Source organism: Sphingomonas mesophila (assembly GCF_003499275.1).
Classification (GTDB): domain Bacteria; phylum Pseudomonadota; class Alphaproteobacteria; order Sphingomonadales; family Sphingomonadaceae; genus Sphingomicrobium; species Sphingomicrobium mesophilum.
In genome coordinates this window covers 257,835-270,631 of sequence record NZ_QWDF01000001.1, presented here as the reverse complement: position 1 = coordinate 270,631, position 12,797 = coordinate 257,835, and the positions used below count along the sequence as shown (strand labels likewise).

The 12,797-nt window shown below is 69.1% G+C and carries 17 protein-coding genes; 4 read left to right on the top strand and 13 right to left on the bottom strand.

The window, feature by feature from the left end; genetic code table 11:
• Positions 1 to 6: 6 nt before the first annotated feature.
• Entirely contained in the window at positions 7 to 180 is a 174-nt protein-coding gene (locus D0Z60_RS11565; protein ID WP_162888025.1) for a hypothetical protein, read from the top strand.
• A gap of 7 nt (positions 181 to 187) precedes the next feature.
• Here D0Z60_RS11565 and D0Z60_RS01365 read toward each other — a convergent pair whose 3' ends face one another.
• The 3 genes from D0Z60_RS01365 to D0Z60_RS01360 form a co-directional block, all read right to left on the bottom strand.
• Positions 188 to 850: a sigma-70 family RNA polymerase sigma factor gene (locus D0Z60_RS01365; RefSeq protein ID WP_118858378.1), complete on the bottom strand. Its 663-nt coding sequence runs from the start codon at positions 848 to 850 to the stop codon at positions 188 to 190.
• Between the two features lie 81 nt (positions 851 to 931).
• Positions 932 to 1,069, bottom strand: coding sequence for a hypothetical protein (locus D0Z60_RS11560; protein WP_162888024.1), 138 nt, complete (start codon positions 1,067 to 1,069; stop codon positions 932 to 934).
• 58 nt (positions 1,070 to 1,127) lie between these two features.
• The gene (locus D0Z60_RS01360; RefSeq protein ID WP_118856346.1) at positions 1,128 to 1,931 is read right to left on the bottom strand and encodes a response regulator; all 804 of its coding nucleotides are present in this window, start codon (positions 1,929 to 1,931) and stop codon (positions 1,128 to 1,130) included.
• 302 nt (positions 1,932 to 2,233) lie between these two features.
• Here D0Z60_RS01360 and D0Z60_RS01355 point away from each other — a divergent pair, with 302 nt between their 5' ends.
• Complete coding sequence (locus tag D0Z60_RS01355; RefSeq protein WP_118856344.1) at positions 2,234 to 2,437, top strand: NepR family anti-sigma factor; 204 nt, start codon at positions 2,234 to 2,236, stop codon at positions 2,435 to 2,437.
• 27 nt (positions 2,438 to 2,464) lie between these two features.
• A complete protein-coding gene (locus D0Z60_RS01350; protein WP_118856342.1) occupies positions 2,465 to 4,009 on the top strand; it encodes a sensor histidine kinase in 1,545 nt (514 codons plus the stop codon).
• A 114-nt stretch (positions 4,010 to 4,123) separates the two neighbouring features.
• On the opposite strand, the gene tatC is transcribed toward D0Z60_RS01350, so the two are convergent.
• From tatC to argS, 9 genes are all read right to left on the bottom strand, one after another.
• The gene (gene tatC / locus D0Z60_RS01345; protein WP_118858377.1) at positions 4,124 to 4,975 is read right to left on the bottom strand and encodes a twin-arginine translocase subunit TatC; all 852 of its coding nucleotides are present in this window, start codon (positions 4,973 to 4,975) and stop codon (positions 4,124 to 4,126) included.
• The gene (gene tatB / locus D0Z60_RS01340) at positions 4,975 to 5,337 is read right to left on the bottom strand and encodes a Sec-independent protein translocase protein TatB (protein WP_118856340.1); all 363 of its coding nucleotides are present in this window, start codon (positions 5,335 to 5,337) and stop codon (positions 4,975 to 4,977) included. Before tatB ends, tatC begins: the two co-directional genes overlap by 1 nt.
• A 24-nt stretch (positions 5,338 to 5,361) precedes the next feature.
• Entirely contained in the window at positions 5,362 to 5,646 is a 285-nt protein-coding gene (locus D0Z60_RS01335) for a twin-arginine translocase TatA/TatE family subunit (protein WP_118856335.1), read from the bottom strand.
• A 36-nt stretch (positions 5,647 to 5,682) separates the two neighbouring features.
• Complete coding sequence (gene scpB / locus D0Z60_RS01330; RefSeq protein ID WP_118856333.1) at positions 5,683 to 6,264, bottom strand: SMC-Scp complex subunit ScpB; 582 nt, start codon at positions 6,262 to 6,264, stop codon at positions 5,683 to 5,685.
• A gap of 2 nt (positions 6,265 to 6,266) precedes the next feature.
• The gene (locus D0Z60_RS01325; RefSeq protein WP_240325498.1) at positions 6,267 to 7,028 is read right to left on the bottom strand and encodes a segregation and condensation protein A; all 762 of its coding nucleotides are present in this window, start codon (positions 7,026 to 7,028) and stop codon (positions 6,267 to 6,269) included.
• Positions 7,029 to 7,103: 75 nt separating this feature from the next.
• Positions 7,104 to 8,114 carry a beta-N-acetylhexosaminidase gene (gene nagZ / locus D0Z60_RS01320; protein ID WP_118856331.1) on the bottom strand — a complete coding sequence of 337 codons (1,011 nt, stop codon included), beginning with the start codon at positions 8,112 to 8,114 and terminating at the stop codon, positions 7,104 to 7,106.
• The gene (locus D0Z60_RS01315; protein ID WP_118856329.1) at positions 8,111 to 8,761 is read right to left on the bottom strand and encodes an SPOR domain-containing protein; all 651 of its coding nucleotides are present in this window, start codon (positions 8,759 to 8,761) and stop codon (positions 8,111 to 8,113) included. Before D0Z60_RS01315 ends, nagZ begins: the two co-directional genes overlap by 4 nt.
• Before the next feature lie 14 nt (positions 8,762 to 8,775).
• Complete coding sequence (locus D0Z60_RS01310) at positions 8,776 to 9,543, bottom strand: SPOR domain-containing protein (RefSeq protein ID WP_118856327.1); 768 nt, start codon at positions 9,541 to 9,543, stop codon at positions 8,776 to 8,778.
• Positions 9,540 to 11,267 (bottom strand): arginine--tRNA ligase, encoded by a 1,728-nt coding sequence (argS, locus tag D0Z60_RS01305; RefSeq protein WP_118856325.1) that lies wholly within the window; start codon positions 11,265 to 11,267, stop codon positions 9,540 to 9,542. The genes D0Z60_RS01310 and argS overlap by 4 nt, the downstream gene beginning before the upstream one ends.
• Positions 11,268 to 11,398: 131 nt before the next feature.
• Here argS and D0Z60_RS01300 point away from each other — a divergent pair, with 131 nt between their 5' ends.
• Positions 11,399 to 12,127 carry a DUF922 domain-containing protein gene (locus tag D0Z60_RS01300; RefSeq protein ID WP_162888023.1) on the top strand — a complete coding sequence of 243 codons (729 nt, stop codon included), beginning with the start codon at positions 11,399 to 11,401 and terminating at the stop codon, positions 12,125 to 12,127.
• Here the strand turns inward: D0Z60_RS01300 and D0Z60_RS01295 are convergent.
• Positions 12,108 to 12,797: an NAD(P)H-binding protein gene (locus D0Z60_RS01295; RefSeq protein WP_118856321.1), complete on the bottom strand. Its 690-nt coding sequence runs from the start codon at positions 12,795 to 12,797 to the stop codon at positions 12,108 to 12,110. The genes D0Z60_RS01300 and D0Z60_RS01295 overlap by 20 nt on opposite strands.

Below are 12,797 nucleotides of genomic sequence, written 5' to 3'. Positions count from 1 at the left end.
TCTACAATGCGCGACTCACAGGATCAGGATTTGCAGCGGATGGGCGATCGCCGGATCATCCAGTTGGACAGCTTCCTCGACCAGGCGGGGATCGCCGCCGCGCTGCGTCGCGCGTTCAGCGCCGGGCGCAAGGACGAGTGCGACCGCGACTTCGCCGACCTGCTGGCGCGGCTCAACTAATCTCGGATCACAGGTCCTCGCCCTCGTCGGGGGCGGGCATCATGTCACGGCTGAGGTGATCGACCTCGCCCATGATCGACTGCAAGGCGGTCTTGTTGGGGTCGGTCTTGTGCTGCCGCCGCGAGCTCATTTGGCTGCCCGCCAACAGATTCTCCAGCGCCACCCGGCCGCGCGCCACCCGGCTCTTGATCGTGCCGACCGCGCAACCGCAGATCTGCGCCGCTTCCTCATAGGCAAAGCCCCCGGCGCCGACCAGGATCAGCGCCTCGCGCTGCGGCTGCGGCAGGTGCAGCAGCGCGCGCTGCATGTCGCCCAGCTCGATGTGGCGGTCCTGGCTCGCAGGCGCGGCAAGGATCTTGGCCGCGGTGACATCGTCCCATTCGCCCTTGAAGCGGGCGCGGCGCATCTGGCTGAGGAACAGGTTGCGCAGGATGATGAAGGTCCACGCCCGCATGTTGGTGCCGGCCTGGAAGCGCTTTCGCGCCGCCCACGCCTTGAGCAGCGTTTCCTGAACGAGGTCGTCCGCGAGGTCGCGGCTGCCCGACAGCGAGCGGCCGAACGCGCGCAAGTGCGGGATTACCGCGGCGAGATGTTCCTTGAACTCGTCGTCCGGCAGCGGCACCGGCTCGGGCGCGACTTCAGGCGCTTCTTGATCGGTCTGCTCGGACAAATTTCCCACCCGCTGAATCGACCGGCGCCGGACTCGCTCGAATCCGCGGCGCCACTGGGCCGTAATACTCTAGATAGTGGCTTAGCCGGCGACCAACAAGATTACGGCAAAGGCGACGATGACCAGCAGCAGGCCGACCACCAGCACCACTCGGGTGACATGAGGGGTCGATCCGGCGCGGGCTTCGGTCGTGGTCACATGTTCGGTCGGTTCAGCCATCGGTCTCTCGAATTCCTTGGTTCGCACGGCCAACGCGGCGCTCGGGGCGCCGGTTCCGTTACGCCGCCGGAGCGGTCGCGGCGTCGAAGAACAGGGCCTGGCTGATCGCCGCCTTGACCGTCGCGCGCTGGAACGGCTTGGTGATCAGGAAGGTCGGCTCCGGCCGCGTTCCGGTCAGCAACCGCTCGGGGAAGGCGGTGATGAAGATCACCGGCACGCTGAATTCCGCGAGGATGTCTTTCACCGCGTCGATCCCGCTCGAATCGTCGGCCAGCTGGATGTCGGCCAGCACCAGGCTCGGCGGTGAGGAGCGCGCCTGCGCCACCGCTTCCGAACGGGTCACCGCAACGCCGGTCACGTTGTGGCCGAGGTCGCGCACGATCATTTCGATGTCCATCGCGATGATCGGCTCGTCCTCGATGATCAGCACGTCGGCATGCGTCTGGCGCTCGATCTCCTCGAGCGCCTCGGCGACCAGCGTCTCGACATCGGCCGCATCGACCCCGATCAGGAACGCGGCATCGTCGTTGGAGAAGCCCTCGAGGCTGGTCAGCAGCAGCGCCTGGCGGCTCATCGGCGTAATGCGCGACAGCCGCGCCTGGGCAATGCCCTCGGGCCCGAGCGAGCCATTGCCGCCGGGCTCCTCGCCTTCCTCGATATTGGCGGTCGACCAGATCGCGTGGAACGTGCGGTAGAGGCCGAGCCGCGGGTCGACGTCCTTGGGAAAATCTTCCGGCGAAGCGACGATCGCCTCGAGGGTCGCGCGGACGAAGGCGTCGCCGTGGGTCTGGCTTCCGGTCAGTGCGCGGGCATAGCGCCGCAGGAACGGCAGATGGGGGGCGAGTTCCTGGCCAAGCGACATAGATGAAAGACTCCGTGGTAAGCGCCGGCCCTATTGGGCTGGGGTTTCATTCGTTGCAACCCCGGACCTTGTGGCGCGTGGCCGCATGGTGACAGCCGCCCCGGGATCGCTCGTCAGGCTGGAACAAAGCTTTGCTGTTTTGGTTTCCAAGCCAGCCGGGGGAATGCTGCGGGACTGATTGACGGAGCATTTCCGGCGCTTTAGGTGCGCGGCCAGCCTCGACGATCCGGCGGGCTTTCGAACGGCACAGGCGTGGTTGAAAGAGCGAATTTCGGACGACCCGTTCGAAGGGGGACGTGAGGTTGAGTGAAGCGAAGCGCACTTCGAATTCCGGCAAGGACGGCAAGTCCCGGCCCGCCGATGCGCGGGGCGGCGGCGAGCGCCGCGCGGGTGCTCCGCGCAAGAACCAGGGCGATGTCGGCCGGGTCCTGCGCTCAGTCTACGACACCACCCTCAACGAAGACATTCCCGACGACTTTCTCGACCTCCTCGGCAAGCTCGACTGATCCCTTACACACCGCGGACGCCGGCGCGTGAGGGCTGTCCTGCGCCGCTTCGACGACTGGGCCACCGGCACCAAGGTTCTGCTGCTGCTGTCGGCAGCATTGCTTCCGCTCGGCATCGCCCTCGCCTGGACCACCCGCAACGGCCTTGAAGCATCCGAGCAGGCGGTCGTCGACCTTGCCCAGCGCAAGGGCTTCAGCGCGGCGACCGGGATCAACGCGCTGATCGCCCGCAACGCCCTTGCCCTCCGGATCGCGGCGAACAGCGTGGCCGGCTCGCCCGGCGATCCGTGCGCCGCAATCAGCCGCTCGCTTGCCCTCACCCCCGCCGTCGCCCAACGTTTCACCTTCCGCCGTCCCGACGGCGCGGTGATCTGCCGCAACGGCGAGATGCAGGCGAGCACCGACGAGCGCCTCGTCGCGCCCGGCGCGATCGACCTGTGGGTTGCTCCGCAGGAGCGCGCTTTGTTCTACCGCGTCGGCGTGATCGACGGCATGGCCACCGGCCGCTTGACCCAGGACGAGCTCGCGGCCGCGGTGCGCGACACCGAGCCGACCGTCCGCGCCGTGCAATTGCGCGACTCGCAGGGCGCGACCCTCGACGTCATCGGCCCGCAGTCCGAACGCTCCGGCGAGCGCTCCTTCGCCTCGAGCTTCCCGATCGCCGACGGCCGGATGCAGGTCGCGCTGCGCACCGCCGCGCGGGTTCCCGGCCCGAGCGAGCAATTCGCCGTGCTCCTTCCGATCCTGATGTTCTTTGTCGCCGCGCTCGGCAGCTGGCTGCTCGTCAAGCTGCTGCTCACCCGCCCGCTGTCCAAGCTCCAGCGCGCGGTCAACGAATATCGTCCGGGCGAAAGCCTTGTCCTTCCCGAACGGCTCGGCTCGGCCGAGGAGATCCGCTCGCTCGGCCGCTCGTTCGAGCGCGCGGTCGATCGGATTGAAGCCTCAGAGCGGACCATGGTCGAGGCCCTCGAAGGCCAGCGCCGGCTGGTCCGCGAGGTCCATCACCGGGTCAAGAACAACCTCCAGGTGATCGCCTCGATGCTCAGCATCCACGGCCGCAGCGCCGCCACTCCGGAATCGCGCGACGCCTATGCCGCCATCGGCCGCCGGGTCGACGCGCTGTCGGTCGTCCACCGCAACCATTTCGCCGAGGTCGAGGAGAGCGTTGGCATCCCGCTCCGCCCACTGCTGGTCGAGCTTGCCGCGATCCTGCGCGCCTCGGTTCCCGACAAGGCCCACGCCATCGCCATCCAGCTCGATGCCGAGCCCCTGTTCACCACCCAGGACGCGGCGGTGGCGGTGTCCTTCTTCGTCACCGAAGTGGTCGAATATGCCATGCTCAGCGCGCCCGGCACGTCGATCGAGGTCGAGCTTCACCGCCTCAGCGAACTGGCCGCCATGCTGACCGTGTCGAGCCCGGCGCTGGTCGAGAACGAGGCCGACGAGGGCAGCCGCGCGCGCGAGCAATTCACCCGCGTGATCGGCGGCCTCGCCCGCCAGTTGCGTTCGCCGCTGGAATCAAAGATGGGCCGGCTCGGGGTCAACTTGCCGGTCTTTCCCGAGCGCTCCTGAAAAAAAACTTCCACTTTGGTGAAATTATTTTCGCCGGGGCCGGAACCGCGGAACAGGGACGGCGTTTTGATTGACGGATAGTGACCTTTTTGCCCCCCCGCTCTCGCTATCCGCTCAAATGGGCCCGGAACCGCCAACCCCTCCCCCCCCCGGTGGCGATTTCGGGCCCAAATTGCGTCCGCCGGGGTTTTCCGCACCGCTGACCGACTCCTCCGCCGACGCCGCCTTGCGCGCCGCGCGCCAGTGGGTCAGCCGGATCGCCAGGATCGCGAATTCGTATAGCGCGTAGAGCGGCACCGCGAGCATGAACTGGCTGACCGCGTCGGGCGGGGTCAGCACCGCGGCGATCGCGAACGCCGCGACGATCGCATAGCGCCGGCCCTTGACCAGCTGCTCGCGGGTGACCAGCCCGGCCCGCTCAAGGATCATCAGCAGCACCGGCGCCAGGAACGCCACTCCGAAGCCGAACAGGAAGCGGGTGACGAAGCTTAGATAATTGCCGACGCCCGGAAGCGCGTGCTGCTCGACCCCGCCGACCGTGCCCTCGAAGCCCAGCAGGAAATGCAGCGCCCACGGCATGGCGACGAAATACGCAAAGGCTGCGCCGCCGCCGAAGAACAATGGCGTCATCAGCAGGAACGGCAGGAACGCCTTCTTCTCCTTGGCATAGAGCCCCGGCGCGGTGAACCGCCACAGCTGCGTCGCGAGGATCGGAAAGGTCACCATCAGCGCCGCGAAGAACGCCACCTTCACCTCGACGAAGAACGCCTCGAACACGTCGGTGAAAATCAGCGTCCCCTGCCCCGCCTGGAGCAGTGGCTGAACCAGCACGGCAAAAATCGGCTTGGCGAAATAGAGGCACACGAAGAACGCGCCGAGCAGGCTCGCCACCACCCACAGCAGCCGCTTTCTCAATTCGACCAGATGGTCGAGCAGCGGCGCCTTGCTGTCGTCGATGTCGGCGATCACGGCAGTTCGCGCTCCGCCGGCGGCCGCGGGTCAGGATCGGGCGCGGCCGGCGCCTCGAGCGGCAAATCGGGCTGGTCGAGGGTCGGCACGGAGGGCACGTCAGACTCGGGATAGACCGCATCGCTCGGGTAGCGCGCCATGATCCGCGCATTCTCCTCGCGCCAGGTCCGCTCCATCTCCTCCAGCTCGGCCTCGCGCATCATGTTCTCGATGCCCGAGGTGAAGTGCCGCGCCATGCCGCGCACCTTGCCGACCCAGCGGCCGACCGCGCGCATCGCGCCCGGCAGCTCCTTGGGGCCGATGAAGATCAGCGCGGCGATCGCGACGATCAGGAACTCGATGGAATCGACGCCGAACATCTGCCTTGCCCGGCTTCTGGCAGCCTAGCGCTGCTGGTCGTCGCGCGGCGCGGGGTCGGCGCTCGGGCGCGCTTCGAGGTCGATCGGCTGCTGCCCCGCCATCGGGCCGGCGGCCGGCGGGATCTGGCGCTGGTCCTGCTGCGCGCGGAACTCGGCCTGCTTCTTCTCGTCCTCCTCGCTCAACCCCTGCTTGAAGCTTTTCAGGCCGTGGGCAACGTCCTTCATCATCGCCGAGAAGCGATTGCCGCCAAACAGCAGCAGGATGACGATGCCGAGGATGATCCAATGGATGAGGCTGAACGAGCCCATGGGCTGGCACTCCGTTGATTGGGCGTTGCTGCCTACCTAGTCGCTCTCGTCCGGGCTTTCCAGTTCCAGCTCGCCCAATTGCTCGGCCAGCGCCTCCTCGTCGAGCGGGTCGAGCAGCCCGGCGGCCTTGAGGTCGTCGATCCCCGGCAGGTCGCGCCGCGAGCCCAGCCCGAAGTGCGTCAGGAAGTCGGGCGTGGTCGCGTAGAGCAACGGCCGCCCCGGGCTTTCCCGCCGCCCCGCGGTCCTCACCCACCCCGCCTCCATCAGCACGTCGAGCGTGCCCTTGGAAATCTGCACCCCGCGGATCGCCTCGATCTCGGCGCGGCTGACCGGCTCGTGATAGGCGATGATCGCCAGGCACTCGGTCGCCGCGCGCGACAGCCGCCGCGGCTCCTCGCGGGTCCGCCGCAGCAAATGCGCGAGGTCGGGCGCGGTCTGGAAATGCCAGCGACCGCCGCGCTCGACCAGTTCCACCCCGTGCCCCTCGTAGATCGCCGCCAGTTCGCCCAGCGCGACCTCGATCCCCTCCCCGCCGACGTAGAGCGCCAATTCGTCGACGCTCATCGGCTCGGCCGCGGCGAACAAGGCCGCTTCCACCGCGCGGGTCGTCTCGTTCATGGTCAGGCCGCCGCCTTCTTGACCAGCAGCTCGGCGAACGCCTGCTCCTGCGCCAGCATCAGCCGGCCCTGGCGCGCGAGCTCGAGCGCGGCGACGAACGAGCTTGCCAGCGCCGACTTGCGATATGCGCCATCGGCGGTGTCGGGCAGGAACGCCTCGAGCGCGGTCCAGTCGAGCGCCCGCCCGAGCATTGCCGCGACGCGCTGGATCGCATCCTCGAGCGTCATCACCGCACGATGGGCGACGACGTGCATCGCCGGCTGGGTCCGCGCCCGCACCCGCCCATAGGCCGCGTAGAGGTCGAACGCCGACGCCTGCCACTGCGCGGTCCTGATCACCTTCAGCCCCTCGGGCGCGCCGCGCGCGAACACGTCGCGGCCAAGCCGGTCGCGGCCCATCAGCCGCGCCCCCGCCTCGCGCATCGCGTCGAGCCGCTGGAGGCGCAGCTGGAGCCGCAGCGCAAGCTCCTCCGGGCTCGGGTCGGCCTGCTCTTCCTTGGGCAGCAGCAGGCAGGATTTGAGGTAAGCGAGCCACGCGGCCATCACCAGATAATCGGCCGCGATCTCCAGCTTCAGCGCCCGCGCCCCGGCGATGTAGGCGAGATATTGCTCGGTCAGCGCGAGGATCGAGATCTGCCGAAGATCGACTTTTTGCCCGCGCGCCATCGTCAGCAGCAGATCGAGCGGCCCCTCCCACCCGTCGAGGCTGAGATTGAGCGAGTCGTCCTCGCGCGCCGGCCGGTCGAAGAACTCATCGCTGTCCACGTCATTGCGAGCGTAGCGAAGCAATCCAGCCGGCGCCACTGCAATGCCGCGCAGCTTCGCCGCTCGCAGAAACCGCTAGACCAAAGCCAGCAACTCGTCCCGCTTGGCCACGGCCTCGGCGAAATCCATCTCGTCGTCGATCGTGAAGGTCCCCGCCATCGCCCGCGCCAGCCGCTCGGCCCCCTCGGCGCTCAGCTCCGGCACCAGCCGCGCGACATCGGCATTGTCGGCCATCACGCCACTGCACGGCAGCGCCACGTCGCAGCCCGCGGCGACGCACGCCGCCGCCCGCTCGCCCGGCGAACCGACGAGCGCGTTCATGTTGCTGTCGTCGCTCATCAGGAAATTGTCGAAGCCGATGCGCCCGCGGATGATGTCGCGGATGACGGTCTCGGACTGGCTCGCCGGCCGCTCCGCATCCCACGCGGTGTAGACGACGTGCGCGACCATCCCCATCGGCGCGTCGCGCAGCCGCTCGAACGGCTCAAGGTCGATTTCCAGCTCCTCCTCGCTCGCGGTCACCACCGGGAGCTCGTGATGGCTGTCGACCAGCGCGCGGCCATGCCCGGGAATATGTTTCATCACTCCCACCACGCCGGCCGAGGCGAGCCCCTCGAGCATTGCGCGGCCGAGGCTTGCGACCTGCATCGGGCAGGCGCCCAGCGCGCGGTCGCCGACGATCTCGCTGGCGCCCTCCTGGCGCACGTCGATCATCGGCAGGCAGTCGACATTGATCCCGCATTCGCGCAGCATCAGCCCCAATGCCCGGGCATTGACCCGCGCCGCCTCGAGCGCGCTCGACGGCGCCAATTGATACAGTCGGTCGAACGCCGCGCCGCTCGGGAACGCCTGCCATTCGGGCGGGCGCATGCGCGCCACCCGGCCACCCTCCTGGTCGATCAGGATCGGCACCTGGTCGTGGCCCTCGAGCTCGCGCAGCGAATCCGTCAGCGCCTTCAGTTGCGCGCGGTTCTCGATGTTGCGGCGAAACAAGATGTACCCCGCCGGCTTGCAGTCGCGGAAGAAGGCGGTCTCGTCGGCAGTCAGCGTCGGCCCGGCAAATCCGTAGATCGCGGCCTGGGTCATCTCACCACGAAGCAATTCTCGCCGCCGGCGCTCACCGCCCTGCACGCCGCGCGCGCCTGGTCGGGCGATCCGGCAGATGCCCGCAGCCGGAAGCCGCCATTATACGGCACGACCTGCTTGGAGAGTGCGGCGACCTCGGGGAAGCGCGCCGACAGCATCTTCCACGCCGTCTCGGCCTTGGCGGTCGATCCGTACGCGCCGAGCTGCACCGTCGCGCCCGGCGCTCCAGCCACTAGCGGGGTCGGCGCCGGCTCGGGCTTGGGCTTGGGCGGCGGCGCGACAGTCGGTGTCTCACCCGCCGGTTCGGCCGGTGGGGGCGGCGGTTCGGCCATCCGATCGACATCGAGCCGGGCGTCGGTATCGACTCCCGCGCCGGTCGCGAACGCGGTTCCGCTCTCGCCGCTGACATCGAGCCCGCCGGGGTTCTCCGGCCTGACCTTGTACGGCCCCTCGGGCGCGCGGATCAGCTCGGGCGGGCCCGATCCGCCCTGCTCGCGGCCGATGTAGAACAAGGTCCCGACGACGATCGCGACGCCGAGCAGCACCAGCGCCAGCGCCGCCAGCATCTTCCTCGCCGACAGCCCGCGCGGCTCGTCCTCATCGTCGACCGCCTCGAGCCACGGCAGCGCTTCACCCTGGGATTGCATGCGCTTCTCGTCCTCTAGCCGATGACCAGGCAATGATCGCCGCTGCGCCGCAAATTGCGGCACACGATGTGCGATTGTTGGCGCGACTGGGTGCCGAGGCGCAAGACATAAAGCAGCTGGCCGCGCGGCCGGATCGGAACGATCACCGTCGGCATCCGGCTCAGCAGCGGATAGCGCGCGACCCGCTGGCGATAGGCCGCCTCGGCGCGGCTGCGATTGCTGAACGCGCCGAGCTGGATCACCTGCCCCGCGGGCCCCGGCGACGGCATCTTCGGCCACGCCTGGACCGGAGCGCGCGGCTTGGGTGGAGTAGCCGCCCGCTGCTTGGCGACCACCCGCTCATAACTCGACCGCCGCGTATCGGCCGAGCGCACCTTGGGCTTGCGCGGCGGCTTTGGCGCGACCTTCGGCTTGGGCGCCGCGGCCACCGGCTTCGCTTCTACCGCCTGAGGTTCGGCAGTCGGCGTCGGCTCGGCAACCACTGGCGCCGGCACAGGCGCAGCCTCCTCGGCCACCGGCTTCACCGGCGCGACCACCGGCGCTGGCCTAACCACCTCTGCCGTACGCGGCGCGGGCCCATCCTCGCGCTGCCCGAGCCAATAGCCACCGCCACCGACCGCGATCAGTGCCAGCAAGCCGGCGACCGGCCACCATCTGCCGCGCGTCTTTTCCCGCGGCGGGGCGGCGCGCGCCGCGGCGAGCTTGGCCGACGGCTCGCGATAGGGCTCGAGCCACGGCAGTCGCTCGCCACTCGCCTCCTGCGAAGCCGGCCGGTCGCTCACATTTCCTCCGCTGCCGCGACCCCCATGATCGCCAGGCCGTTCTTGATGACCTGCCCGACGCAGCGCGCCAATTCCAGCCGAGCGCGGGAAAGTTGTGGATTATTTTCAAGCAGAAAGCGTCGCTCGGGGTCGTCGTTGCCGCGGTTCCATAGCGCGTGCAGCGCCGCCGCGAGGTCGTACAGATAGAAGGCGATCCGGTGCGGCTCGTGGGCCAGCGCGGCGCCCTCTACCACGCGCGGATATTGCGCCGCCGCCTTGACCAGCGCCAGCTCCTCGTCGTCGAGCAAACTGAGGTCCGCCGCCGCCTCGAGCGCAACCCCGGCCGCTGCCGCCTTGCGCTGCAGCGAGCTGATCCGCGCGTGCGCGTATTGGACGTAGAATACCGGGTTGTCCTTCGACGCCTCGACCACCCGGGCGAAGTCGAACTCCAGCATCGTGTCGGCGCGCTTGGTCAGCATGATGAACCGCACGACGTCCTTGCCGACCTCGCGCACGACATCCGCCAGCGTCACGAAATTGCCGGCCCGCTTCGACATCTTCACCGGCTCGCCGCCGCGCAGCAGCTTGACCATCTGGACGATCTTGACGTCGAGATCGACGCGCCCGTCGGTCAGCGCGGTCACCGCCGCCTGGATCCTTTTGACCGTCCCCGCATGATCGGCGCCCCAGATGTTGACCAGGTGGTCGGCCGCCTGCGCTTTCTGCAGGTGATAGGCGGCGTCCGCTCCGAAATAGGTCCAACTGCCGTCCGATTTCTTGAGCGGCCGGTCCTGGTCGTCGCCGAACTCGGTGGACTTGAACAGGGTCAGCTCGACCGGCTCCCAATCGTCCGGGGTCTCGCCCTTCGGCGCCTCGAGCACGCCCTGGTAGACCAGGCCTTTCGCGCTCAACGTCGCCAGCGCCTCGTCGACCTTGCCCGACGCCTGCAGCGCCGCTTCCGACGCGAAATGGTCGTGATGGATCCCCAGCAGCGCGAGGTCGGAGCGGATGAGGTCGAGCATCGCCGCCACCGTGCGCCGCTTGAACACATCAAGCCACTCGCTCTCGTCCGCCCCGACGAACCGCTCGCCAAACTCCGCCGCCAGCGTTTCGCCCACCGGCTTCAGATAGTCCCCCGGATAGAGCCCCTCCGGGATCTCGCCGATGTCCTCGCCGAGCGCCTCGCGGTACCGAAGGTGCGCCGAGCGCGCGAGCGTGTCGACCTGGCTCCCGGCGTCGTTGACATAATATTCCTTGGTGACCGCGAACCCCGCCGCCTCGAGCAGCCGCGCCAGCGCGTCGCCGACCACCGCGCCGCGGCAATGGCCCATGTGCATCGGCCCCGTCGGGTTGGCCGAGACATATTCGACATTGACCCGCTCGCCGCCGCCGACCGCGCTCAGCCCGTAGCGCTCGCCCTCGCTGAGGATCGTCACCAATTCGTCGCGCCACACCTGCGGCTCGAGCGTCACGTTGATGAACCCCGGCCCGGCGATCGCCACCGACTTGACCCCGGGCAGGGCCGCCAGCCGCGGCTCGAGTAGCCCAGCCAGCGCCCGCGGATTGCTGCCCGCCGCCTTGGCCAGCACCATCGCCGCGTTGAGCGCGAGGTCGCCATGCGCCGCATCGCGCGGCGGCTCGACCGCAATCGCCCGCCGCGACGCCTCGGCCGGAAGCTCACCGGCGGCAACGAGATCGTCGAGCACTCCATCGAGAAGCGCGGCGTAACGGGCATGAACGGACATGCCGCGCCTCTAGCGAAGCGCCGGGCGCCGCGCCACCCTCGCGCCCGCGACCGAGCCGCTCCCCGAAGATTCGGGGTATGCCGGACCGCCCCCGCGAGCGCATAGTCAAGCGCGAACAAGGAGTGCGCGTGATGCTGACGATCGGACTGTTGATGCTCGCCGCCGCCCCGGACGCGCCCGCCGCCACGACGCTCGAAGCGATGAACGCCACCGTCCGCTATTATGAAGTCGCCGGACGCGACGTCACCACGATCAACCGCGCGATCACCCGGCAGCGCCCGCGCAATGCAGCTGGCAGGCCGATCCCGGCCTCGACCGACTGGTCGGTGCGCACCGACTTCAAGCGCAGCACGGTCGGCGGCACCTGCCGGATCACCGCCGCCCGCGCCGAGCTCGCCGCAACCGCCGACCTGCCGCGGCTGCTGAACGAGGCCGAGCTCGATCGCGACCTGCGCCAGCGCTGGCGCGCCTATGTCGGCGAGCTCGAGCAGATGTCGGCGCAGACCCTGCTGTTCGTCCGCCAGAACCTGCCGGCGATCGAGGCCGCGGTCGCTAGTGCCAGCTGCGCCGAGGCCAAGGCGGTCGCCGTCGCCGCCGTCGAGCGGCTCCGCCAGCGCTCCGCCTTGCTCGAGGCCGAGCGCGAGAAGCGCCTCGCCAAGACGGCCGGCTCGCTCGCCGAATTCGCGCCCCGAGCCGCGCGCGCCCAGCCCGGCCTGTGCAAGGATCTCGCCGCCACCGGCAGCCGCCTGCGGACGTTCCGCATCTGCCTCCCGAAGCGCGAGTGGGAGCGGATGAACGCCGAGGGCGAAGCGTTCACCAAGGAGGTCCAGAACAAGTCGATCAGCGGCCGCGTCTTCTAGGCCGCTTCTCCCAATCTTTCCCCCCGGCGGCAATCGCCCGGATGCCGCGATTGTGATGGACGAAAACGCCCTCCCCCGCCTCTCCCGCAAGGGCCGAGATCGCGCGCGCCACGACAGCGGCATCGATCGCCGCGAAACGGTCGAGCGGGCCGCGCAGCACGAGGTTGGTCAGCGGACTGAGCAGGATCGCGATCCGCTCGCCGAGACGCCGGTCATCGCTGCGTGCCCCGCGCAGCAGGCCGGGTCGCACCAGGTCTGTTCGCTCGAAATCCAGCGCGGAGAGGTCGCGCTCGACCCGCCCCTTCAAGGCGAGATAGGCGGCGCGCGAGTCGGCATTCGCCCCGCTCGAGCTTACCGCGATGACCTGTCTTGCGCCCGCGCTTCGCGCCGCGCGCGCGAAACCGAGTACCGCACGGTGGTCGACAGCGGCGAAGGCCTCCCACGACCCGGCCTTGCGCCAGGTGGTTCCGAGCGTCGAAATGGCAATGTCGAGCTGGCGTCCGGCGAGCGCGCCCGGCCAGGCCGCGATCTCGCCAACGAACTCCTCGACCCCCGCCACGCCGGCGGGACGACGCCCGACGATCAACAAGCGGTGACCCGCTTCGACCAGCAGCGGCGCCAGCGAGCGGCCGATCAGTCCGGTCGCGCCGATCATCGCGATCCGCGCCAC

Excerpts from the sequence above, each read along its gene's own strand:
- D0Z60_RS11565 (WP_162888025.1), top strand. The coding sequence starts at position 7 with ATGCGCGACTCACAGGATCAGGATTTGCAGCGGATGGGCGATCGCCGG.
- D0Z60_RS11560 (WP_162888024.1), bottom strand. The coding sequence starts at position 1,069 with ATGGCTGAACCGACCGAACATGTGACCACGACCGAAGCCCGCGCCGGA.
- D0Z60_RS01360 (WP_118856346.1), bottom strand. The coding sequence starts at position 1,931 with ATGTCGCTTGGCCAGGAACTCGCCCCCCATCTGCCGTTCCTGCGGCGC.
- tatB (WP_118856340.1), bottom strand. The coding sequence starts at position 5,337 with ATGTTCGGCGTCGATTCCATCGAGTTCCTGATCGTCGCGATCGCCGCG.
- D0Z60_RS01335 (WP_118856335.1), bottom strand. The coding sequence starts at position 5,646 with ATGGGCTCGTTCAGCCTCATCCATTGGATCATCCTCGGCATCGTCATC.
- scpB (WP_118856333.1), bottom strand. The coding sequence starts at position 6,264 with ATGAACGAGACGACCCGCGCGGTGGAAGCGGCCTTGTTCGCCGCGGCC.
- nagZ (WP_118856331.1), bottom strand. The coding sequence starts at position 8,114 with ATGACCCAGGCCGCGATCTACGGATTTGCCGGGCCGACGCTGACTGCC.
- D0Z60_RS01315 (WP_118856329.1), bottom strand. The coding sequence starts at position 8,761 with ATGCAATCCCAGGGTGAAGCGCTGCCGTGGCTCGAGGCGGTCGACGAT.
- argS (WP_118856325.1), bottom strand. The coding sequence starts at position 11,267 with ATGTCCGTTCATGCCCGTTACGCCGCGCTTCTCGATGGAGTGCTCGAC.
- D0Z60_RS01300 (WP_162888023.1), top strand. The coding sequence starts at position 11,399 with ATGCTGACGATCGGACTGTTGATGCTCGCCGCCGCCCCGGACGCGCCC.